General features: G+C 58.9%; 18 protein-coding genes. 16 read left to right on the top strand and 2 right to left on the bottom strand.

The genetic code is table 11. The features are described from left to right. Positions 1-148: 148 nt before the first annotated feature. From NSJP_RS12455 to phoU, 5 genes are read left to right on the top strand one after another with little or no spacing between them, the layout of a single operon-like run. On the top strand, positions 149-1,162 hold the full coding sequence (locus NSJP_RS12455; protein WP_080887208.1) for a PstS family phosphate ABC transporter substrate-binding protein: 1,014 nt from the start codon (positions 149-151) through the stop codon (positions 1,160-1,162). Between the two features lie 26 nt (positions 1,163-1,188). Then, positions 1,189-2,133 (top strand): phosphate ABC transporter permease subunit PstC, encoded by a 945-nt coding sequence (gene pstC / locus NSJP_RS12450; RefSeq protein WP_080887207.1) that lies wholly within the window; start codon positions 1,189-1,191, stop codon positions 2,131-2,133. After that, a complete protein-coding gene (gene pstA / locus NSJP_RS12445; RefSeq protein WP_080887206.1) occupies positions 2,099-3,043 on the top strand; it encodes a phosphate ABC transporter permease PstA in 945 nt (314 codons plus the stop codon). The genes pstC and pstA overlap by 35 nt, the downstream gene beginning before the upstream one ends. 4 nt (positions 3,044-3,047) lie before the next feature. Beyond that, complete coding sequence (gene pstB, locus NSJP_RS12440; RefSeq protein WP_080887205.1) at positions 3,048-3,833, top strand: phosphate ABC transporter ATP-binding protein PstB; 786 nt, start codon at positions 3,048-3,050, stop codon at positions 3,831-3,833. Between the two features lie 19 nt (positions 3,834-3,852). Continuing rightward, positions 3,853-4,533, top strand: a complete 681-nt coding sequence (gene phoU / locus NSJP_RS12435) for a phosphate signaling complex protein PhoU (protein WP_080888585.1) — start codon at positions 3,853-3,855, stop codon at positions 4,531-4,533. Between the two features lie 43 nt (positions 4,534-4,576). Here phoU and NSJP_RS12430 read toward each other — a convergent pair whose 3' ends face one another. Further along, the gene (locus NSJP_RS12430) at positions 4,577-4,825 is read right to left on the bottom strand and encodes a hypothetical protein (protein WP_080887204.1); all 249 of its coding nucleotides are present in this window, start codon (positions 4,823-4,825) and stop codon (positions 4,577-4,579) included. A gap of 276 nt (positions 4,826-5,101) precedes the next feature. After that, a complete protein-coding gene (locus tag NSJP_RS12425) occupies positions 5,102-5,332 on the bottom strand; it encodes a hypothetical protein (RefSeq protein WP_080887203.1) in 231 nt (76 codons plus the stop codon). A gap of 207 nt (positions 5,333-5,539) precedes the next feature. Here NSJP_RS12425 and NSJP_RS12420 point away from each other — a divergent pair, with 207 nt between their 5' ends. From NSJP_RS12420 to NSJP_RS12370, 11 genes are all read left to right on the top strand, one after another. Then, positions 5,540-6,037, top strand: coding sequence for an RNA polymerase sigma factor (locus tag NSJP_RS12420; protein WP_080887202.1), 498 nt, complete (start codon positions 5,540-5,542; stop codon positions 6,035-6,037). A 130-nt stretch (positions 6,038-6,167) separates the two neighbouring features. Continuing rightward, positions 6,168-7,169, top strand: coding sequence for a FecR family protein (locus NSJP_RS12415; RefSeq protein ID WP_080887201.1), 1,002 nt, complete (start codon positions 6,168-6,170; stop codon positions 7,167-7,169). Between the two features lie 152 nt (positions 7,170-7,321). Then, positions 7,322-10,042 carry a TonB-dependent siderophore receptor gene (locus NSJP_RS12410; RefSeq protein WP_080887200.1) on the top strand — a complete coding sequence of 907 codons (2,721 nt, stop codon included), beginning with the start codon at positions 7,322-7,324 and terminating at the stop codon, positions 10,040-10,042. A gap of 55 nt (positions 10,043-10,097) precedes the next feature. After that, complete coding sequence (locus NSJP_RS12405) at positions 10,098-11,909, top strand: tetratricopeptide repeat-containing sulfotransferase family protein (RefSeq protein ID WP_080887199.1); 1,812 nt, start codon at positions 10,098-10,100, stop codon at positions 11,907-11,909. 237 nt (positions 11,910-12,146) lie between these two features. Further along, positions 12,147-12,659 carry a sigma-70 family RNA polymerase sigma factor gene (locus tag NSJP_RS12400; RefSeq protein ID WP_080887198.1) on the top strand — a complete coding sequence of 171 codons (513 nt, stop codon included), beginning with the start codon at positions 12,147-12,149 and terminating at the stop codon, positions 12,657-12,659. A 58-nt stretch (positions 12,660-12,717) separates the two neighbouring features. Beyond that, positions 12,718-13,812, top strand: a complete 1,095-nt coding sequence (locus tag NSJP_RS12395) for a FecR family protein (RefSeq protein ID WP_155970151.1) — start codon at positions 12,718-12,720, stop codon at positions 13,810-13,812. A gap of 284 nt (positions 13,813-14,096) precedes the next feature. Beyond that, entirely contained in the window at positions 14,097-16,871 is a 2,775-nt protein-coding gene (locus NSJP_RS12390; protein WP_172834318.1) for a TonB-dependent siderophore receptor, read from the top strand. A gap of 62 nt (positions 16,872-16,933) precedes the next feature. Then, positions 16,934-18,697, top strand: a complete 1,764-nt coding sequence (locus NSJP_RS12385) for a tetratricopeptide repeat-containing sulfotransferase family protein (protein WP_080887195.1) — start codon at positions 16,934-16,936, stop codon at positions 18,695-18,697. Between the two features lie 242 nt (positions 18,698-18,939). Beyond that, a complete protein-coding gene (locus NSJP_RS12380) occupies positions 18,940-19,437 on the top strand; it encodes an RNA polymerase sigma factor (RefSeq protein WP_080887194.1) in 498 nt (165 codons plus the stop codon). A 130-nt stretch (positions 19,438-19,567) separates the two neighbouring features. Then, on the top strand, positions 19,568-20,569 hold the full coding sequence (locus tag NSJP_RS12375) for a FecR family protein (protein ID WP_080887193.1): 1,002 nt from the start codon (positions 19,568-19,570) through the stop codon (positions 20,567-20,569). Between the two features lie 172 nt (positions 20,570-20,741). Next, on the top strand, positions 20,742-23,453 hold the full coding sequence (locus tag NSJP_RS12370) for a TonB-dependent siderophore receptor (RefSeq protein ID WP_172834317.1): 2,712 nt from the start codon (positions 20,742-20,744) through the stop codon (positions 23,451-23,453). The last annotated feature ends 37 nt before the right edge of the window (positions 23,454-23,490 follow it).

The following is a 23,490-nucleotide window of genomic DNA, read 5'->3' as shown; positions in this document are numbered from 1 at the left end:
GGTGGTTCCGCACCCTGCGGCAGATAGAAAAGAAAAATTAACGCGGCGTTAACAAGGACGTAATCGAACCGAAAGTTTCCGCCTGCATGCTGGGCGTCTTCGGAGCACACGTGCCTCGTTGGAGTAGTTGAAGGAAAGGAGCCCGTTCATGCGAAGAATGCAGCGTCCAGGAAGTGTCGTCGCGAGCCTTGGTCTGGCAGGACTGCTTGTGTGGTGCGCCGCCCCGACCTGGCCTCAGACCACGGCGCTGGTCAAGGTGGACGGATCGAGCACCGTATTCCCGATTACCGAAGCCGTGGCGGAAGAGTTTCAGAAAACCGCGCGCGGAGCGGTTCGTGTGACGGTGGGCATTTCCGGAACAGGCGGAGGATTCAAGAAATTCTGCCGCGGCGAAACGGACATTCAGGACGCTTCCAGGCCCATACAATCCGGTGAAATGGAAGTCTGCCGGACCAACGGTGTGTCATATATCGAACTGCCCATCGCCTTCGATGCGTTGACCATCGCGGTGAGTCCCCAGGCGACGTGGGTCGATCACTTCACCTTGGACGAGTTGAAGCGGATCTGGGAACCGTCCGCTCAAGGCCGCGTCATGAAATGGAGCCAGGTTCGTCCGACCTGGCCAGACCTTCCGCTTAAGCTCTTCGGCGCCGGAGCCGACTCGGGAACCTTCGACTACTTCACGGAAGCGGTGGTCGGCAAAGCCAAAGCCAGCCGCGGAGATTATACGGCCAGCGAAGACGACAACACGTTGGTGCAGGGAATCTCCCACGACAAGCAGGCGCTGGGATACGTTCCGTACGCCTACTTCGAACCCAATCAACAACGCCTCAAGGCGATCGCGATCGACGGCGGGAAAGGGCCTGTATTGCCTTCCCGCGTGACCGTCGAAAACGGCACGTACCAGCCGCTGTCACGCCCGTTGTTCATCTACGTCAACGCCAAAGCGGCCGAGCGTTCTGAGGTCAAGCGGTTCGTCGAGTTCTATCTGGCTCAGACGGCGACCCTGGCGCCGCAGGTCAAGTACGTTCCCCTTCCCGCGCAGGCCTACGAACTGGCGCTCGCGCACTTCCGGAACGGAAAGGTCGGCACCGCCTTCCAGGGCACGTCCACGATCGGCATCAAGATCGAAGAATTGCTCCGCCGGGAAGCCACGCTCTAGGCCGCGCCGGAGAAAGGATCGCCGTTATGGACGCCGATACCGCCAAACCCGGGTTACTGAAACAGGCGCGGGAGTTCCAGGTTCCCCCGGTCCTGGTTCCGAGATTCAAGGAGAAGGCAATCGAACTGGTCTTGATGCTCACCGCGCTCGCCTCGGTCGCCATCACGATCGGGATCGTCGGCGTCCTCTCGTATGAATCCTTCCTGTTCTTTCGACAGGTATCGCTCCTCGAGTTTCTGACCGACAGCCAATGGACGCCGCTCTTTTCCGAGCCGCACTATGGCATTCTCCCCCTGGTGTCCGGCACCGTGGTGACCACCACCGTCGCGCTGGTCGTGGCCATCCCCGCCGGCAGTATCGTCGCCGTCTACTTGAGCGAGTATGCGTCCCGCGCGTTGCGCGAAGCGGTCAAGCCGGCATTGGAGCTGCTGAGCGCCGTGCCGACCGTGGTGTACGGTTATTTCGCGCTGCTCTTCGTCACGCCCGCGCTGCAGCGGATCTGGCCGGACCTTCCCGGCTTCAATATGCTGAGCGCCGGATTCGTCATCGGCATCATGATCGTGCCTTACGTCAGCTCGGTGAGCGAAGACGCCATGCGGGCCGTGCCGCTCGCCTTGCGTGAAGGCGCCTATGCGCTCGGCGCTACACGCATGCAGACGGCGTGGCGGGTGGTCTTTCCGTCCGCCCTGTCCGGCATCGCCGCCGCATACGTCCTCGGCGTATCCCGGGCGATCGGAGAAACCATGGTGGTCGCTATCGCCGCCGGCATGCAGCCGACCCTGACTTGGAACCCGCTGGAGCCGGCCGCCACGATGACCGCGTACATCGTTCAAGTCAGTCTGGGTGACCTGCCTCACGGCAGTATCGGATACCGGACTATTTTCGCCACGGGTCTCACGCTGTTGCTCATGACATTCGTCTTCAATCTGGCAGGCCATGTCCTTAGAAAACGCTATCGCCAAGCCTATTAGCTCCGGCTTCGACCGCAAACAGCTGGTCCGCCGAAAGCGGATGGATGCGGTGTTTGCGCGAACCGGTTTCCTTGTCACCCTGGCGGTCCTCAGCGTCCTGCTGGCATTGATCGGCCAGTTAGCCGCGGAAGGAGTCGGCCGCCTATCCTGGCAGTTTCTGACGTCCTACCCATCGCGGTTTGCCGCACAGGCGGGTATTCTGAGCGCATGGATCGGCACGATCCTCGTCATGCTGCTCACCGCGCTCGTCGCCGTCCCCGTGGGACTCGGAGCGGCCGTCTATCTGGAAGAATATGCACCAAAAAATCGGCTCACCACGCTGATCGACATCAACATCGCCAATCTGGCCGGTGTGCCGTCGATCGTCTACGGCCTGATGGCGCTGGCGCTCTTCGTCTATGAATTCCGCCTGGGGCAAAGCTTCCTGACCGCCGGCTTGACGCTGGCCCTGCTGGTCTTGCCGATGGTCATCATCGCCGCTCGCGAAGCGATTCGCGCCGTACCGCCGCAGATCCGAGAGGCCGCCTATGCGCTCGGCGCCACCAAGTGGCAGACCGTCCAGCACCATGTCCTGCCCTGCTCGATGGGAGGCATCATGACGGGTCTGATTCTGGCGCTGTCCCGCGCAGTGGGGGAAACCGCTCCCTTGATCACCGTCGGCGCGCTGTCGTTCATCGCGTTTCTTCCCCATCCTCCCTGGCAGGACGAGCCGCCGTACGTCTCCTTTCAATGGATGTTCGATCCCTTTACGGTCATGCCGATCCAGATGTTCAACTGGGTTTCCCGGCCTCAAGAGGATTTTCATGTCAACGCCGCGGCGGCAGGACTCGTCCTCCTGGTCATGACGCTGGCGATGAACGCGCTCGCGATCGCGGTTCGCGCGCATTTCCGGAAACGAATCCGTTGGTAGCCTCATGTCCCTAAGCACCCCACCCAACGGCGCACTGAAAGCGGAATCGAAGGGCCTGAGCTTCTTCTACGGCAACGTCCAGGCGTTAAATGCCATTTCCCTCGGCCTGCCTGACCGCCATGCCACGGCGCTGATCGGACCGTCCGGATGCGGCAAGACGACCTACCTCCGCTGTCTCAACAGGATGCATGACCTGTATCCTGGCAACCGGTATGAGGGCGAGCTGCTGCTGTATCCGGACGGCATCAATCTGGTGGCGGCCGAGATCGACCCGATTGAAATCCGGATGCGCATCGGCATGGTCTTCCAGCGGCCGAATCCGTTTCCCAAGTCCATTTATGAAAACGTCGCCTACGGATTGCGCATCCGCGGAGGCATGAAACGGACCGACCTGGATCACGCCGTCGAGCGGGCGCTCCGCGACGCGGCCCTCTGGCCCGAGGTCCAAGACCGCCTCCACGATCAGGCCTTGAACCTCTCGGGGGGGCAACAGCAGCGCCTCTGCATCGCCCGAGCGCTGGCCACGAGACCGGAAATCCTCCTGTTCGACGAACCGACGTCGGCCCTGGATCCTACCGCGACCGCGCGCATCGAGGAACTGGTCACCGATCTCAAGCAGAAAGTGACGATCGTGATTGTCACCCACAACATGCAGCAGGCGGCGCGTGTGTCCGATTACACCGCGTTCATGTACGAAGGCCGTCTGATCGAGTGCGATCGAACGGACAGGATCTTCACCAATCCATCGAATAAGCTGACTGAGGAATACGTGACCGGCCGATTCGGTTAGTCATCGGAGGCGGGAAATGATGCACCGACACTTCGACCAAGAACTGGCGGACCTGAAGACGCAGATTCTGCGCATGGGCTCGCTGGTGGAACAGCAGATCGAGGGCTCGATCCAAGCGCTCGTGGACCGGGACGTTCATCTCGCTTCCCGGATCATCGAGCGTGACGCTCTGGTCAATGGACTCGACGTGGAGATCGACGAGACCTGCATTCGCCTGCTTGCATTGCAGGCGCCGGCCGCCGGTGACCTTCGATTCATCACGACGGCGATGAAAATCTCAACCGAACTGGAGCGCATGAGCGACCTGGCTGAGAACATCAGCGAACGCGTCATCGAACTGAACGAAGAACCGCAGCTCAAACCCTATATCGACATTCCCCGCATGTCGAGCTGGACCATGCGGATGGTACGGGAATGCCTGGAGGCCTTCGTCCGCTCGGACGCCACGCTGGCCAGAAAGGTCTGCGCCGACGACGATTTCGTCGACGATCTGACGCATCAGTTGTTCAGGGAATTGCTGTCTTTCATGCTTGAAAACCCCGGCACGATCACCCGGGCCATCCGTCTCACGTTCATCGGCAAGTATCTTGAACGCATCGCCGACCATGCCACCAACGTCGGAGAATTGGTGATCTACATGGTCGAGGGCAAGATCATCCGCCATACCAGCCAACCAGTGCGAGCGGATAACGGAGCCTGAGGTTCGCCTCGCAGGGGCAACGGCGGGGAGATATCCGGCCAGCCTAGGCGGGGTAGTGTTTGGAAAACAGCGTGTAGTCGAATCGATGGCGGCGAAGAATGAGTCGTCCGTCCCGCGCCAGACGGTCGACGGCGATCAGAATCTGATTCCAGCTGTAGTGAGGCAGGGACATCACGAGAGAGTCCAGGCTGAGCACCGCCTCTTCTTCGACCCGATCCAAAATCTCCCTGACGAGGCTATCCGGGGAATGGCCGATGCCGACCGACGATTCGAGCAGGACATGTCCGGTCATGACGTCCTCCTGCGACCGCATGGACGGACGCGGTCGCGCATGGGCGCCGGGAACCGTCCACATCGTTGTGCGGACAGGACAGCCGGACGCCTTCGGTGTCGTTGATCACCATGACGACGATTGATCATGGCCCCAACGTACCCGTCGAGCGTTCCGGATCTGTCACCGATGAGTAAATTTTCTGTTAACCGGAGGGGAGAGAGAATCCTATCTACCGGCAGGAGCGAACGGAGATCAGCACCACGACGGCGGAGTCCGGGGAAGGGCGTATAACCCTCAATGCTCGATGAGACGCCAGCCTTCTCTCTGCATGCAGCGTTCGGTCGCAGTCTGGACAAGGATCTTGCTGCCCTGTTGCAGCTTGGGGTCGCTGAGCGCCGAGTTCTCGCACTTGTTGTAATCGGTCGTGTATTGCTCCGGCGGCTTGTTCGCATTGACCCATTCCGTCGTACTGCACGCCGCCAGGGCGAATCCCGCTAGAGCCACAGCCAGATGCCGGTTTCGCATAAGACCTCCTTGCTCGGATAAAATCCCCAGGAAGATAAACCCGCCGCGCCTGTCAGGTCAAGAAAGGGGACGGCGTGCGTATCCCTAGGGCCTCTGCGGGGCCGAGCAAGATTGACGCACATTTTCCGTGAATGCTATAAGACGACATTACGCACAGGCTATCGTTCCCGTTTTCGCACCGGCTCCTTCCTCTGAAGGGAACAGGCGATGTCGCACACAGAACTCTCGGAAGTCTTTTTCGAGCACGAAGAAGGTCTGTTCCGCTTCCTACTCAAACGGCTGAAGTGCACGTTCACCGCGAGGGACCTCACCCAGGAACTCTTCCTCAAGATCTCGGCTCAAGAAGATACGCAGCATATCCACAATCAAAAGGCCTACCTCTTCCGCATGGCAGCCAACCTGGCGACCGACCACCTGCGGGTGGAACAGAACCGCGCGGAAATCCTGGCGGAAGCCAACGACATCCTATGGGGAGGGACGGAACACCGCCATGCGGAACGCGTCATGATCGCCAGGCAGGAATTGGCTCGCCTCGAACAGGCTCTGAACGAGCTTCCAAGTCTGAGCCAAAACATCTTTCAGCTCAACCGATTCGGCCACAAGACGCAGCAGGAAATCGCCAAGGAATTCGGCATCTCCATCTCGACGGTCGAAGCGCACATGCGGAAGGTGCTCGACCATCTGTCGTCCGTCCGTGATCGCTGACCCCTCACAATCGTTCCCGCCAAGGGTTCACCGTTTTCACTCGTCTTCTCATCATGGGGTCGTGTGACCGGTCCGCCCATAACCGACTGGCCCGGCACAATCCTTTGTCGTCGTCGAGTCGAAGCACATCATGAGTGAACCCCAGGAACCTCAATTGAAAAATTTAGGCACTCCCGACGAGCGGTTGTCTCGCATCGCGCGAGACTGGGTCATCCGGCTCGCCTCGGGCCATATGAGTGAGGCAGAGCTGCGCCGGTTCAAACAGTGGCTTGCGGAACACCCGTCTCATCAACGGGTCTTCGACGACGAACGGGTCTTCTGGCAACAACTCGAACCCCTCAAGACCGTCATCCCTGCGAATCACAAGACCGAACAACTATCGATAAGTCGGAAGCAACGGTTGCGGCCCCATTGGCGAGTCGTGATCACTGGAGCGGTTGCGGCTGGGCTTGCAGGTCTCCTCTTCTATCAAGACATCCGGCTCTTCCTCTCCGCCGACCACCGCACGGCGACCGGGCAACAGCAGATCGTGCAGCTACCGGACGGAGGTCTGGCCCATTTGAACACCGATACGGCCATTGCGGTATCGTATACGGAACACGAGCGGCGGATCGAAATCCTGAAGGGAGAAGCGTTTTTTGAAGTCGTCCCCAACAGGCAGGCACCATTTCGCGTGCTGACGCAGGGAGGCATCACACAGGCGGTCGGTACGGCGTTCGCCGTCCATGCCCAAGATCGCCAAGCGACCGTCACGGTGACGGAAGGGACTGTTGACGTCGCCACGAAAGTCACGGGCAAGGATCAGCCCGCCTCAGTGACCGTGCACAAGGATCAGGAGACCCTCTATCGCGTCGGAGAGGCACCGCGCGCGGCCATGGCGATCGACGGCCGTTCAGCCCTCTCCTGGATACGCGGCGGCATCGTGATCGACAAGAAACCGTTTGCAGAAGCGATGGCCGAACTCAATCGGTATCGACCGGGCCGAATCGTCGTGCTCGCGGACCCAGCCCGGACGAAACTCGTAAGCGGGCGATTTATTCTTCAAGGACTCGACGACGCGGTGACTGCTCTCGCCAAGACGCAAGGCCTGACGGTGGTCCGGCTCACGCCTTACCTCGTACTGATCTTATAGTCCGCCTCGATATTCCACTGGTCGAAAATTAATTTTTCTCGGTCGCCAAGGGCTCCGCTTTTTCGTTCGTCATACAGGTGATACGGCCCGATGAGAACCCTTCTCAACACGGACCACGCTCACCTCTCTGTTGTAGACGCCAGGAGCATGCAATGCGGATACGCCAAAAGAAGTCTGCCTCCGAATCAGTGACCCCACGTTTGGCTTGGTTCATGGCGGCCACCGCCATGGTGCACTTCAGCATCTCTGCTCCCGAACCGGCGCGAGGCAAGGAATCGGACAACGAGGAAGGCATCAAGAGGAAGAAGCCGGGACTTCCCAATCGATCCGGCGAAGAACCAAATGGATCCGGTATCCCGGATGAGCGGTGGCATTCGGCAGACCCTCCTCTCACTCGACCTCCATCTCTCGCGAGACAACGCCTCATGGCGCAGCACGGCAATGACCAGCAGCCGGAGTATGACTTTGACATTCCTCCCCAACCGCTCGCATCGGCTCTCAACCGGTTTGGCGAGCAGACCGGGGTCCAATTTGCCTATTCAACCGAAGACGTCGAAAACGTCAGGACCGGTGGCGTGTCCGGGCGCCGTACGTCGGAGGATGCCTTGCGATTGTTACTCGTTGATACGGGATTGAACTACCGCGTGACAGGAACAAAAACGATCACGCTCGAAAAACGTACCGGAACTGGGGCCGCCGCCGTTGGAACAGGCATCGCGGTAGGCGCCGTTGGGGCGGGCGTGGCCGGAGCAGCGGTCGCTCAGGGCGAAAACGGGGCCTCCGACACACCTGTCAATGGCACGCAAGCGAAACCCGTGAAAGTTCCTGAAGTCGTCGTGAAAGACGTCAAAGAACGGACGCCGGTTGTTGATTTGCCTGACGGCTATAAAGCAGATGTCTCATCCGAAGCCGTTCTTCGCTTTCCGGCCGAGATTCAAGAGCTGCCAATGTCCGTCGGTGTCGTGACGAAGGACAGCATCCGCGAGCGTCGGGCCGTTACGCAAACGCAGGCGATCGAAGGTATCGCGGGCATAGCAAAGGCACCTGTGGGAGGGGCAGCTAGGACTGAAGATTACGTTATTCGCGGGTTTCAAGCCGACCCGCGGGCGAACATTGGTACGTCTCGAGACAATGGCTTGTCCGCCTTCAACAATTACGTGGCTGACCCCACCCTGTACGAACGCATTGAAGTCATCAAGGGCTCTGCCTCCTTCACTAGCGGCCTGGCGCCCGCAGGAGGCTTTGTGAATCGGCTCTTGAAGGCGCCGCAGAAGGAAAACTTCATCATCGCCGAGGCCGGCGGCGGTTCAGACGGACACTATCGAACCACGCTCGATGCCAACGGCGTCCTACCGACGATCCCACAACTGTCGGGCCGCTTCGTGTTTACCCAGAACCAAGACCCCGAATTTTTTCAGAATAGCGGCAATCAACGGTTTTCGTTCCTCCCCTCCGTCCGATTCGCTACAGAGAACGATTTCACGCTGACTGTGACCGGGAATGTGCAGCACCTGAGGGGCAAGGGCTATTTCGGTACGCCGACGACAACGGAGGGTCTAATCCCGGCCGGGATCAAGGATAGTTTTCTGGGACCTGACAACCAGCTCAAGATCGATTACCAGAGCGCCCATGTGGAAGCCGAAAAAAAGTTCGCCCAAGGCTTTCGACTAAAAGCAAAAGGCCAATATAGCCATGACAGTTCGAGTTATCGCTATGGGTTCGGGTACCAGTATCCTGGCATCGGACCAAGCGGGAACGTGAGCATCTACGCACTTGGCCGCGATTGGAAGAGGGAGTCCTATGCGGGTGAGGTCAATCTGACCAAAGAATTCTCCTTTTTCGGCAATTTCAGCTCCGTGGCGGCGGGGATGGATTATTCCACCGGAACTGTGAATACCAAGGGTACGGGCTTCCTGCCCCAGGGCACAGTGAATATTTCTAGCCCTCAGAACAATTTTCCGTTTCCCCCAGGGTTTACCGATCCGGCCCCCAACTTCATACAAGACCTGCACTTTAATCAAACCGGTGCCTTTGCGCAGGGCCTGCTTCGGCCGTTCGCAGGCACGACCCTGATGGCCGCGCTACGCGGGAATTGGATTACCCAGACATCCTTCAACCCAAATGGGTCCCATGAAGGGCTTAATGTCAGCCGGTTGACGCCGCAGATCGGCCTGTCCCAGCGGCTCATCGAGGGGCTCAATGTCTATGCGTCCTACGGAGAAAGCATTCAGCCGAACTTTGCGATTACGGAGGATGGATCACTCTTGGCTCCCATGACTGGTCAGACATTCGAGATCGGAAGCAAATGGGAACCATTGGGGAAGCGGATCATGCTGACCGCCGCCCTGTTTAATACGGAATTGGACAATGTGAGTAGTCCCAATCCGGGTAATCCGACCTTCAGTATCGGCGGCCAGAGCCAACGGAATCAGGGTTTTGAGTTCGAAGCCCGTGGAGCGCTCACGCCACAACTCCAAGTCAACCTGGCCTACACCTACCTGAACACTGAAATCACAAAGAGCACTATCTCAAATGTCGTCGGGTCACGAGCCTACAATGCCCCAAAGAATACGGTCAGTGCCTTCGGTAGCTACGATTTCTCCGAGCTGCTGACAAAAGGGCTGAAGCTTGGTGCCGTTGTCTACTATCGAAGCCAAGTCTCCTCCTTCCCAGGATCATCAAATCAAACCTATGAGGGCTATACGAGAGCCGATGTCTTTGCCATCTACGAACCTCTCAAGTGGCTCAGCTTGCAGTTGAATCTAAACAATCTCTTTGACGCGCGGTATGTTGAAGGACCATTTTCTTACTCGGCATTTAACCATTTTGGGGCCCCGCGGCATGTGATCGGCATGTTGCGCCTGACATACTAGAGCATCCTCGATCTCGGGCAAACGCAGACAATACCAGGACGACTATGAGCCCCATGTGACCCAGCAAACCTCGAGCGCACCACCTTCATTGTTAGAGGCGATCAACGCAGCGCTTGGCACCGACGATCCCGCTTCGGCCCTGCGGCACTGCCAGGAACGGCTCGCCACTCTGCCGGAGGATCCAGACGCCCATCGCTATCTCGGACAGATTTACGCACGTCAGGGCAATCTGGATACAGCTCGTCAGGCCGCACGCCGTGCGACCGAATTGGCACCGGACGATCCGCGCACTTGGTCCGATCTCGGACGGGTTTGGGCGCTGTCGCAGGATTGGCCGGCCGCCGTGCGCTGCTTCCGACAAGCCGTCAGTCTCGACATCGACTATGCCGATGGCTGGCACAATCTCGGCGCCGCGCTCAAACAGATCGGCGAGCAAGAGCACGCCTTGTCTTGTCTGCAGCGCGCACTTGCGATCGAACCCACGCGCGCCGAGAGCTATCTGGCAATGGGGGGACTCTTAATCGAAGACGGGCAACTTGACGAAGCCCTCTGGTGCTTTGACCGGGCGGCCGCCCATGCGCCAGGCTCGTCCAGGGCACGCAACCGTCTGGCGCAAGAACTCTCTGGTTGTGGTCAGGTGGATGAGGCCGAAGCGCTGTTCCGCCGCTCGCTGGCTCAGCGCCCTGAGGATCTCGACGCGTGGTTCGGCCTGGGTCAGGCCATGGAGGATCTTGGTCGTGCACAGCTCGCCCCGGCCTGTTATCTCCGGATTCTCGAACAGCAACCGGCCCATGGCTTGGCCCTGGGACAGTATCTGGCGGTTGTAAAAGACGAGGCGGAGGCGGCTCCGTGGATCGCGCAGGCTCAGGGAGCATTAACCAGACCGGAGACTCCGGACGAGGCCAAAGCGCTCGTCGGCTATGGGTTAGCGAAATATCATGATCGCCGCGGCCGGTATGACCAGGCGGCGCAGGCAGGACAAGCCGCTAATGTGGCACGGCGTCGGAAGGCCGGCCCATTAAATCGTACGGCGCTGCAGACGCGCGTCGATGGCATCATTGAGACCTACCAGGCAGAGTTTTTCACAGAACGGCGCTCGTTCGGCATCGGTACAGATCAGCCCGTCTTCATCGTCGGACTTCCCCGATCGGGAACGACCTTGATCGAGCAGATTCTTGCCGCTCATCCGTTGATGCATGGGGCCGGGGAATTACCTGATCTCTCCCGGCTTGCCGCCCAATCGATGGCCGGACAGAAGCAGGCGCCTTGGAAAGCCGCGTCCAGGTTGGGAGATGTGATGACCAGCCGGTTGCTGGCCCATGAGTATCTGCAGGCGCTGCGCCGCAATGCGCCGCCGGATTGCCCCCGAATCAGCGATAAACAGCCGTTGAACTTTTTCCATTTAGCCTTCGCGGCGTTGCTGTTCCCCAACGCCCGCGTGATCCACTGCCGGCGCGAGGCCAAGGACAATGTCCTGTCGATCTGGATGGAGAATTTCAATGCCGATCAGCGCTATGCGACGGACTTTGCCGACTTGGCCTTCTTCCGCGCACAGTATGAGCGGATCATGAATCACTGGCAGACGGCGCTGCCGCTTCAGATCCTTGACGTCCAGTATGAGGACGTGGTGGGAGACCTCGAAGGGCAATGCCGCAGGCTTATCGACTTTTTGAACGCACCCTGGAGTGAGCGCTGTCTCAACTTTCACCAACAAGACCGCGCCGTGCAAACGCCTAGCCGTGGCCAGGTGCGCCAGCCGATCTATACCAAATCAGTCGGCCGCTGGCGCCACTATGCCCCCTATCTGCCTGAACTGAGCGAAGTGTTTGCTTACAATGAAGAATCTGGCCACCCCGCTCTTTCATGATCTTTCCGTTGGACTCGCTTCAAGATGTCAGACGGCAGGGGGTCAGTTTGCCATCAGGCACGCTAGGGGGGTCATTCCCCGCGGAAGCGGAATCCAGGCGACCCCTTCTCGTAGAGTCTGGATCGATGGGTGGCTGCCAGCCAAGTGTCTCCTCAAGAATCCAGAAAGTAAACATTCCCTCCTGACGGTAATCCTGCTAGTTTAGTCGGCCGCATCGCCTCTTTTGGGAATCGAGTCATGGACAACCAGCTCGCAGCGGAACGGTTTGCTCTTTTTCGCGAGTATTACGACGAACTCGTCCGCTATCTGACGGTGAGATTGCGTTCCCGCGATCAGGCCATGGATGTCGCGCAGGAAACGTTTCTTCGCGTCCTGACTCATGAACCATCACTTCCCATCAACAAGCCAAGGGCGTTTCTCTACCGGACGGCGCTCAATCTGACGGTTGATCTCTTCCGCCGGCAGCAGCGTCACGTGGAAGAACCCTTGGACGAAGAGAGCATCGAGGCCGCCCTCATTGTGCCGGCCGAGCAGGAAGCGCACACCGAAGCCAAGGAGCAAGTCCGTTTGTTGTACGAGGCCGTCATGGAACTCCCCACGCGATGCCGGCAAGTCTTTCTCCTCCATAAATTTAAAGACTATTCCCAGGCCGAGATTGCCTCGCGTCTCGGAATCTCCATCAGCATGGTGGAGAAGCATGTACTTAAGGCCACGGCCTTCTGTCGGGAACGCTTTAAGGACCTCTCCTAGCCCTCCATCAGCACTCTTTCCTTGAAAGACCGCGGTGTACCTGCGGGTGGAGGATGCCTTGTTCGTCTCATCCCCAGAGAGCTATGATCACCTGTCGCGCATGACCGAACAGCCGCCCACACCACCACCAGACTCCGTACGGGAGCACGCCGTCCACTGGTTCGTGCGACTCCACTCCGGTCTCGCAACAGACGACGACCGCCGCGCTTTCGATGCATGGCTGGCCATCAGGCAGGACCATCGGCGGGAATTTGAGCAAATTTCACGGATGTGGACGACCTTGGACGATACGCAACCTCTCCTCGAGGCGGAAATCGCCAAGGCGGAAGATCTTTGGAAGCGCCACGATTCCGCTCCCGGGACGACATCCACATGGTCCTGGTGGTCGGTCCGTCAAACGGCCGCCGTGGGCGCAGCCTTGAGCCTCGTACTCCTCACCACCTGGTGGTGGACGGGACTTCCCGACACCATCCGGTATGAGACGGCGAAAGGCGCGCAGCAACAAGTGCGGTTGGCAGACGGTTCTACCGTGCTGTTGAATACGGACACACAGCTGACGGTGCAGATCTCCCGCAGCGAGCGGATCATCACATTGGATCGTGGCGAGGCCTGGTTCACCGTGGAACATGAACGACGGCCGTTTACCGTGCAGGCGGGCAATGGCTCGATCCGCGATATCGGCACCCAGTTTTTGGTGAATAAGGCAGCAGATGCCGTGAATGTCTCTGTCTGGGAAGGTTCCGTGGAAGTGGGCATCCGACCGACCGGAGAGTCATCATCGGCAGCTGCCCCCGTCATCTTGCAGGCCGGTCAACAGACTTCGTACGGCACTGACGGCAGCATTGCCCATGCGAGTGCCTTCGACCGTGACAGTCTCGGCAGCTGGAGAGAAGGCACGTTGATCTTCCGATCGCAAGCCCTCGAACGGGTCTTGGCGGAAGTCGCCCGCTATCGGTCGGAAGAAATTCGATTGCTCCATCCGGCACTGGCATCGATTCCCGTGAGCGGTGTCTTTCACATCAGAGATTTAGACCGTTTCATCCAGACCCTCCAGGACAGCCTTCCGGTGCGCGCACACCGGGTTCATGGCACCCTCATCGTGATCGAGCCGGCCCCGGTTTCATCGAACCCTTCAGTGTTGTCTCATCGTTAACCAAGGACTGTTGTCCTTCCGATTACCGACTGTTCGGGGAACTGACTCCCTTCCCCCGTCTGCCTGCCCACCGCATGACCTCGGCAGGCTGTCGCGTGCGGTCTGTCCCCGTCCAAACGCCTGGATCGACACCAGCGCCGCCAGAGCCCACCAAAAACTTTCATCACGACGTGAGGGTATCGTCTTCCGCCGTCGTCCTACCGTCAGATGGGGCGGCATGACCAATGAGAGCCACCTCAAGCTCAATATTTCTCCACACCGGCAATAAAGGAAACGGGGCTCCGATGGCTTACAAGGTGCGCGTCCCTTACCACGTCACGTCGGCAAATCGGGCGGCTGCAGCTCGGGTGCAGAATGCGTTGTATCTGTCGCCATCCAAACCTGGACTGGCACCGTTTCAGACAACGGAGTCAGTGCCCCTGAGGCGATTTGTCCTGAGATTCCTGGCAAGTCTTTCCGCGCTGGTATTGAGCATTTATCACCCGGCTCTTCCGCAAGAGGCCCTTGCAGACGATTGGAAGCCGGTCCCGCGCGAACCTGAACGAGATGCCGACCCTCGGAATCCCTTTGGATCGGGATCTGACCAACGAACGCGTGGGCGGCAGAACTGGAAGACGGATCTTTACCGGAATCCTGTTCCTCCCATTCGATTGGCCGCGAATGAGGGATCGGAAGGCGGATCGAAGCAACGGTTTGACATTCCCGCCGGAGATTTGGAGCCCGCGCTCATCACCTTTTCCAAGCAAACCGGCATTGAATCGCTGTATCCCTCCGATCTCGTTGCCGGCCGCCAGACCGAAGGTCTGCAAGGGGATTTCACACCGGAGGAAGGCTTAACTGGTTTGCTTGCCGGGACTGGGCTGGCGGCGGTTTTTGCCGCCTCGGGAACCGTCACCTTACAGCTCTCAGGCATGCCGGCGATGGCCACTCCCGCTCAAGCTGCATCGGGCGATCAGGCGAAACCGGTCAAAGTTCCGGAAGTGGTCATTAAGGAAACGATGGAACGGCCCAAATCTTGGGAGGAAGCGGTCGACGGCTACAAGGCGGACTATTCGTCAGCGGTCACGCGGACCCCCATGTCGATCGACGAGAACCCCACCTCGATCGGCATCGTCACGCGGGATGTCATCCGGGATACCTTTTCCCGTACACAGATGGACGCCTTCGAAGGCGTTAGCGGAGTCACCCGAAGCACGAACTATGGACGAGGGGAAACCTTCGACATTCGAGGGTTTCAGTCGAACAATCGCAACGGCAGCTTCAATGCGATGCGAAGTAATGGACTTCCCGTCGACGGTGTATGGGCTCCGGATTTTGGCGTGGTTGAACGGTACGAAATCGTCAAAGGGCCTACTTCGATCGTCGGTGGCGCATCCAGCCCCGGTGGCCTCATCAATCGCATTACGAAGACGCCGCAGCGGCAGAATTTTTCCACGACCGAATTCCAAGCCGGCTCCTATGGATTTCTCAGGGGAATGGTCGACGCCAACGGTGTGATGCCGGGCCATGAAGACGTTCGGGGCCGCCTCGTCTTCGCGGTCGAAGACGGCGGAAACTTCGTCGACAACTCCCCGGTCAGGCAATACACCGTCGCCCCCTCCGTGGAGTTCGATTTGTTCAAAGGCGCAGGAAAACTGCTCATCGTCGGCATGTATCAGAACTTCGATGGCGCAATCTATCCCGGCTATCCGCTCTTGAACGATGGAACCATGCTCAACATCCCGCGCACGCGCAATTTTGGCGGCGGCGCCCCCAACGGAGCTCGAACCCAGTACACGGGATACAACGGGGAAGTGCACTACGATCACAAATTCATTCATGACATCAAACTGTCGGTCAAGGGTAAATATTCCAATTCATACCTCTCACAAAAGACGATCTACAGTTACACGCCAGGCGGCATTCCCCTCAATGGCGATTCATACTTCAATTCTGCATTGCAACAGAATCGGTTCGACACCTACGCAGGAGAGCTCAATCTGAGCAAGGAGTTTGAACTCGGTGGGCAGAAACATGAAATCCTGGCTGGCGTGGACTACCGGGACATGACTCAGAACTATTCCGTTGGATATATCTACCTGCCCAGCAATGCGGCACCGGTCCTCGACAACGTCTTCAATCCGCAGAACCTCGTACAGACGGCAGCCGACTCGGTGTACACCGAAGCTGCAAATTTGCAAAACAATAATACCAAGCAGAAACTCAAGCAGCTCGGCATCTTTGCGCAAGCAATCATTCGTCCTATTGAACGGTTGACTCTCGTCGTCGCAGGTCGGCATGACCGCGCGGATCAGCAATTCACCAATAAATTCACCCTGGAGCAGCAAGACGCAATGAAATCCGCCTGGACGGGCCGATTCGGCGCGACATTCAAGGTCGCGACCGGGGCCAATGTCTACGGTGGCATCCAGCAATCCTTTGAACCGCAATTGGGCGTCACAAGCGACGGCAGCGTCATAGAGCCTACGAGGGGCCTGAGCTATGAAGTCGGCGCCAAGTTGAATCTGCTCAACGACCGCCTTCGCTTCACGACCGCACTGTTTCGCACCTATCTCAACAATGTCGCCAACCCAGATCCCAACAATAATCGGTTCGTGATAGCCATCGGCCAACAGCGCAACCAAGGCGCGGAGTTCGACGTCAATGGACAGCCGATTCCGGGGCTGAACCTAAACGCCAACTTCGCGTACATCAATGCGAAAATCACCGAGGACAACGATCCGGCATTGGTTGGCCAACGTTCCGCGGCACCCCAGTATGTCGGTCGCGTCTTCGGCACCTATGAGCTTCAATCGGGACCGCTCCGAGGATTCGGCTTCGGCGGCGGCGTCTACTTCGTGGGCGACTATGATACGCAGCTGCCCAACCGCATCCTCGTCAATCCGTACGAGCGGGTCGACGGCGTGCTGTTCTATCGTGGCAGCAAGAAATGGGACGTCTCCTTTAATCTCCGCAATTTGTTGAACGCCAAATATATTGAAAATCCTGGCACGATCAATTGGGCCAACTCCTTCGGCGCGCCGATCAGCGCCTTCGGGACCGTGCGCGTGTATTTCTAGAGGAAGGTTTCGCTGGAGTCGGGTGAATGGGTTCAACGTGATTGAGCCGAAGGAATTGACGAATGCTACTTGAGTCCCTCAATGCCTCTCTCAAGGTCGGTGATCCATCCACCGCCCAAGGACTCTGCGAGGAACACTTGCGCCTTGTGCCAAACGATGCCGATGCTCACCGGTATCTTGCCCAGCTCTGTTTGGTGCTCGGCGGACAAGAACGTGCCATCAATCTGGCTGTACGCGCGACGGAACTGACGCCGGACGATCCGCGCACCTGGTCCGATCTCGGACGAGTGCATGTGTTGTTACGAAACCTGCCGGAAGCGATCGCGTGCTTTCAAAAGGCCGTCGCCGTCGACCCCACGTACACCGACGGTTGGCACAATCTTGGAATCGCGCTCAAACAAACGGGGAACCACGAACAGGCCCTCGATGCACTGAAGCAGGCGCTCCTGATCGATCCGACCCGCGCCGAAACCTATCTCTCCCTGGGCAATCTCTTGGTCGAGGCGGAGCAGTTAGAGGATGCTATCGCCTGTTATGAACGGGCCGTGGCGCACGATCCTCATCTCGCGCGAGCCCACAGCCGGTTGGGACAAGAGTTGCTCCAACGTGGGGAGCCGGAACGGGCTGAAGCGCTATTTCGTCATACACTTTCGCTGGATCAGAACGATGCGGCGAGTTGGTCCGACCTGGCACGGACGCTGGAGGATCTGGGTCAGGCAGAAGCGGCGCTCAGCTGCTATCGAAACGTCTTGCATCGTCAGCCGGGCCATGCGGTGGCGCTCGGCCAATACCTGGCCTTGATCAAAGGAGATGAAGGACTGGCCTGGGCCGCACAAGTAGAGACCGCACTCGATGGCACGCAGAGATCCCCGGAAGCCCAAGCGTTGGTCGGCTACGGTCTGGCCAAGTTCTATGATCGCCGAGGCCGGTTCTCCGATGCTGCCCGTGCGGCCACACGGGCCAATGCCGGCCGGCAACAAGCAGCCGGTCGATTTCATCGAGAGGCTTTACGAACGCGCGTGGACGGAATCGTCGAGACCTACCAGACGGACTTCTTCGCCGAACGGCGCTCGTTCGGCATCGGCACGGATCAGCCGGTGTTCATCGTCGGCCTGCCTCGTTCCGGGACGACCTTGGTCGAGCAGATTCTCGCCGCCCATCCGTTGATGCATGGCGCCGGCGAGCTGCCCGACTTGGCCAGACTCGCCGGCCAGTCCGTGGCCGGCCAGGACATCGCTCCCTGGCAGGCGGCTTATCAATTAACAGATGAGATGACCAGCCGGCTGCTGGCGCATGAATATCTGCGGGCGCTGCGCCGCAATGCCCCGCCGGACTGTCCCCGCATCAGCGACAAGCAGCCCCTCAACTTTTTCCACTTGGCCTTTGCCGCGCTGTTGTTTCCCAATGCCCGTGTGATCCATTGCCGGCGTGATGCCAAGGACAATGCCCTGTCGATCTGGATGGAGAACTTCAACCCGGATCAACGCTACGCCACGGACTTCGCCGATCTGGCGTTTTTCCGTTCGCAATATGAGCGGCTGATGGCGCACTGGCATACAGCCCTGCCGCTCACGATCCACGACGTCCAATACGAGGACGTCGTGGCGGATCTCGAAGGTCAAGCACGGAGATTGATGAGCTTTCTCGGTGCACCTTGGGACGACCGCTGTTTGAATTTCCATCAGCAGGAGCGCGCCGTCCAGACGCCCAGCCGCTGGCAGGTCCGCCAGCCGATCTATACGAAATCCGTCGGCCGCTGGAAACACTACGCGCCCCATCTACCCGAGCTGGAGAAGGCGTTCGCCCGATCCGATCATTCCGCCTGATCAATGCCCCTGCACCTCTCAAGTTGGCCAATCCTCAGGGAATATTCTGCAGTTCATCACTCGTAGGGCATGGAATTGCCTCGAAGCTTCTGCACGAAATGAGCCGCGCTCATTATTTCATTTTCCGGAATCCAGACATTGACGCATATTTTCCGTGAATGTTATAAGCCCGTCCAATCGTCAAAGATTCCGGTTGCCTCGGCTCAGAATCCTGATCATTCCGTCCTGAAGAGGAACAGGGCATGTCGCAGACACAGCTGTCGCAGGTCTTTCTGGAACACGAAGAAGACCTCTTTCGCTTTCTTCTCCGCCGGATCAAGTGCGTCTTCACTGCCCGGGATATGACGCATGATCTCTTTCTGAAAATCTCCGCTCAGGGCGAAACCGCCCACATCCAGAACCAAAAGGCCTATCTGTTCCGCATGGCCGCCAATCTCGCCACGGACTATTTGCGGGTCGAGCAGAATCGCGCACACATTCTGGCTGAGACCAACGAATTGTTATGGGGGGACACGGACGGCCGGGACCCGGAACGCATATCGATCGCCCGGGAAGAATTGGCCCGGTCGGAGCGGGTCCTGGCACAGCTTCCGCTCTTGAGTCGAAAAATCTTCCACCTCAATCGGTTCGAGGGCAAGTCCTACCCCGAGATCGCGAACGAGCTGAACCTGTCGCCCTCCACGGTGGAACACCACATTCGGACCGCGCTCAGGCAATTATCCAAAGTCCGAAATCTCTGAGACCGGGCTTCACAATTCCCTGCACGGGCTTTCACCTCCCACTCGTCTTCTAAATATAAGGCTGTGTTGTTCCTGTCAGAGGCACGATCTCCAATCGGCATCCCAATACTAATCCCGGTTCCGACGCACCATGGCTGACCAGATCGATCAGGACAATACCGGCGACACGCACGCATCAGGAGTGTCGGACATCGCCCAAGAGTGGATCGTGCGTCTCGTCTCCGGCCGGATTACGGCGGAAGAACTCCGGCTTCTGAAGGCCTGGCTTGCCGAACAACCTTCTCACCAGCGCGCGTTCGATCGCGAGCGGACGGTCTGGCAGCAGCTGGATCAGCTCCAACATGTGAGTGCAGCGCTACTGGAGGAAGATCGCCGAACTCCCGAGCCACCGGCCAGGCTGCGCCGGCATGGCCGCCGATATGCCCTCGTCGGAGGGCTTGCTGCGGCCTGCCTGGCGTTCATCGTGCTGTATCAGGATATTCGAGCGTTTCTTCTCGCCGACCATCACACCGGTGTCGGTCACGTGCAGGTCGTGACTTTGCCGGATGGAGGCTTGGCGCACCTCAACAGCGACACTGCCATCGCCGTGTCATATACGGACCACGAGCGACGCGTCGATCTCTTGCGAGGCGAAGCGCTGTTCGAAGTCGTGTCCAATCCACAGAGACCCTTTCGGGTCGCGGCCCAGGATGGGGTCACGCAGGCCGTCGGGACGGCGTTCGTCGTACGCGCAGACCCGCAGCAGACTCGCATTACGGTGGTGGAAGGGACGGTCGGTGTGTTTGCCGGTACTGACGTGCAAACCGGGCAACAGGTCATCGTCCGCAAAGATCAACACACGGTCTATCGTCCCGGAGAAACGCCTCAGGACGCTCGACCAGCCGACGGAGGATCGGCCAAGGCCTGGTCACAGGGCATTATCGCGATCGAGGGACAACCGTTCGCACAGGCGATGGCTGAACTCGATCGCTATCGGCCCGGCCGCATTGTCGTTCTGGCCGATCGCTCCCGTACGAAGCCCGTGAGCGGACGATTCAAGATTCAGAAAGTGGACGACGCGATCAGTGCGCTCGCGAAGCTCCAAGGACTCCAGGTTGTGCATGTCGCCGGCTACTTCGTCTTTATTCTGTAGATTCCACCTGCTGCCATGCTTCGGCAAATTCGTGACGCGGACCACGCGGTTCTTTGTTTCACTCGTCATAGTAGTGAAGCCTGAACAATGACAGCGATTCCCCAATGGTGTGATGACATTCGTGAGCGCTCAACGCGCCGTTCACCCATCTCCGGAACACAAGGAGAAGTCGATGAGGATTCGGCGCAAGCAAGCGAGCACACGGATCTGGCAACCAGGCCTGGCTTGGATCATGGCCACGACGGCCATGGTCCACTTCGGTCTGTGCGCGCCTGAGACTGCGGTTGCAAAAGAACCAAACAATGAGGAGGAGTTCAACAGGAAGCGATTGGGTATGCCCGATCGAAAGGACCGAGATCCCCATACCCCTGGCCGTGAAGACTGGTGGAGACAATCAGACCCACCGTCCAAGAGGTCTCGCGCAACAGGCCAGCAGAATCTCGTCGCGCAATCCCCCGCCGATACACCGAAGGAATTCGACTTTGACATCCCGCCACAGCCGCTGACCTCTGCCCTGCATCGCTTCGGAGAACAAGCCGACCTGCAATTTGCCTATGCAACGGAAGATGTCGAGCACGTGCGCACGGCCGGCGTGTCCGGCCGGCGCACCGCAGAAGATGCCTTGCGTCTGCTGTTAGTCGATACCGGATTGGTCTATCGCATCACGGAAGCCAATATCGTCACGTTGGAACGCCAGAGCAACCAGAGCGGCCTTGGAACCGGACTGGCTGTAGGCGCGGCTGCGGCAGGGACGGCCGGAGCGGTCTATGCCCAAGCTGACGGGGATATCTCCGATTCGCCGACAAGCGGAACACAATCGAAGCCCGTGAAACTTCCCGAGGTGGTCGTCAAGGACGTGGTCGAACGGGCGCCGGTCGTCGATTCGCCGGACAGCTACAAGGCCGACGTCTCGTCGGAGGCCGTCCTTCGCTTTCCCGCGCCGATTCAAGAACTCCCGCAATCCGTCGGCGTTGTGACCAAGGACAGCATTCGCGAGCGCCGGGCTGTGACTCAACAGCAGGCCTTGGAAGGGATCGCCGGTGTGGGAAAAACCTCTCAATCCGCGCTGGCGGCGGACGACTATTTCATCCGCGGTTTTGCGACGGATCAACGCACGCCGGGCTTTACCCGCGACAACGGCCTCTCGGCCTTCAACAGCTATTTCTCCGACCCCACACTCTACGAACGCATTGAAGTCATCAAAGGACCCGCGTCCTTTACCAGTGGCCTGGTCGGCGCGGGCGGCTTCGTCAACCGTCTTCTGAAGGCGCCGCAGAAGGAGAATTTTGTCATCGCGGAGGCCGGAGCCGGTTCCGCCGGCCACTACAGAACGACGCTGGACGCCAACGGGGTTCTGCCGACCCTGCCGATCGCCGGCCGCTTCGTGTTCGCGCAAAACCAGGATCCGGAATTTTTCCGCAACAGCGGCAATCAGCGTTTCTCGTTTCTCCCTTCCGTCCGTTTCAGCCCAAGCGATGACTTCGACATTACCATCATCGGCAATGTTCAACGCTTGAGGGGGAAAGGTTACATAGGGACGTCGACCAACACCGAGGGAGGGATTCCCGCCTCTCTCTTCGACAGCCTTCTGGCCAGCGACAATACTTTCTCAAACGACTACCAAAGCGCCCATATCGAAGCCGAGAAGAGATTTGCCCAGGGCTTTCGCTTAAAGGCCAAGGGCCAATACAGCCACAGCGACAGCAACTATCGCTATGGAGCCAGCTATCAACCGGGGGGCATCGGTGCGAGCGGAAACTTCGACGTCTACGGATTTGGCCGGGACCTCAAACGAGACTCACTGGCAGGTGAAATCAGCCTGACGAAGGACTTCTCGCTCTTGGGCAACCTCAGTTCCGTGGCATTCGGCATGGATTATTCCAACGCGCGGCAACGCTCTCTCAGCACGGACTTCCTGTTCCTTGGCACGGGAAACCTCTCGAACCCCAACAACAATATTCCCTTCCCTCCCGCACTGAGCGGCCCGGCCACTAATGTCGATCAGGATCTCACGATTCAGCAAACCGGTCTCTTCGCACAGGGGTTGCTGCGCCCTCTTGCCGGGACAACGGTGATGCTGGCCCTACGGGGCAATTGGATCAACCAACAGGGAGAGGCCAACTTCGCGAACAACTCTGAAGTCGGGATGAATCAATCCAAGCTCACGCCGCAACTGGGCATCTCCCAGCGCGTCATCGAGGGGTTGAACGTCTATGCGTCGTACGGCGAAAGCATCCAAGCGAATTTCGCCATTACCTCAAACGGCTCGCTCTTGGCTCCCATGACGGGCAAGTCGTTCGAAATCGGGAGCAAGTGGGAGCCGCTTGCACAACGGATCCGAGTCACCGCGGCGCTGTTCCGAACGAACTTGGACAACGTGTCTACCCCTGACCCGAATAATCTGCTTTTCTCCATCGGTGGGCAGGGGCAGCGCAATCAAGGGTTTGAATTCGAAGCACAGGGTGCGCTGATTCCGCGATTGCAGGTCAATCTGGCCTACACCTTTCTCGAAGCCGAAATCACGAAGAGTCCGACTCCCGGCGTGGTCGGCACACGCGCATACAACGTTCCCAAGCACACGGTCAGCGCCTTCGGCAGTTATGATTTGTCCGAGCTGCTCACCAAGGGATTGAAGCTCGGTGCGGTCGTCTATTACCGGAGCGAAGTCTCAGGAACCCCGGGGGTGAATCAAGATGAGACATTCGCGGGGTACAGCAGAGCGGACGTCTTTGCCATCTATGCTCCGCTGAAATGGCTGAGCCTCCAACTGAACGTCAACAACGTCTTCAATACGCACTATATCGAAGCCCCCGTCAGCTATGCGGCATTCAATCAATTCGGCGCGCCGCGGCACGTGATCGGCATGCTGCGGCTGACGTTCTAGTAGGCGTCTACGCCTCAGCCCAAACAGAGACTTCTGA

The organism is Nitrospira japonica (assembly GCF_900169565.1).
In the GTDB taxonomy this organism is placed as follows: Bacteria; Nitrospirota; Nitrospiria; order Nitrospirales; family Nitrospiraceae; genus Nitrospira_C; species Nitrospira_C japonica_A.
This window is presented reverse-complemented; position numbering and strand designations above follow the sequence as displayed.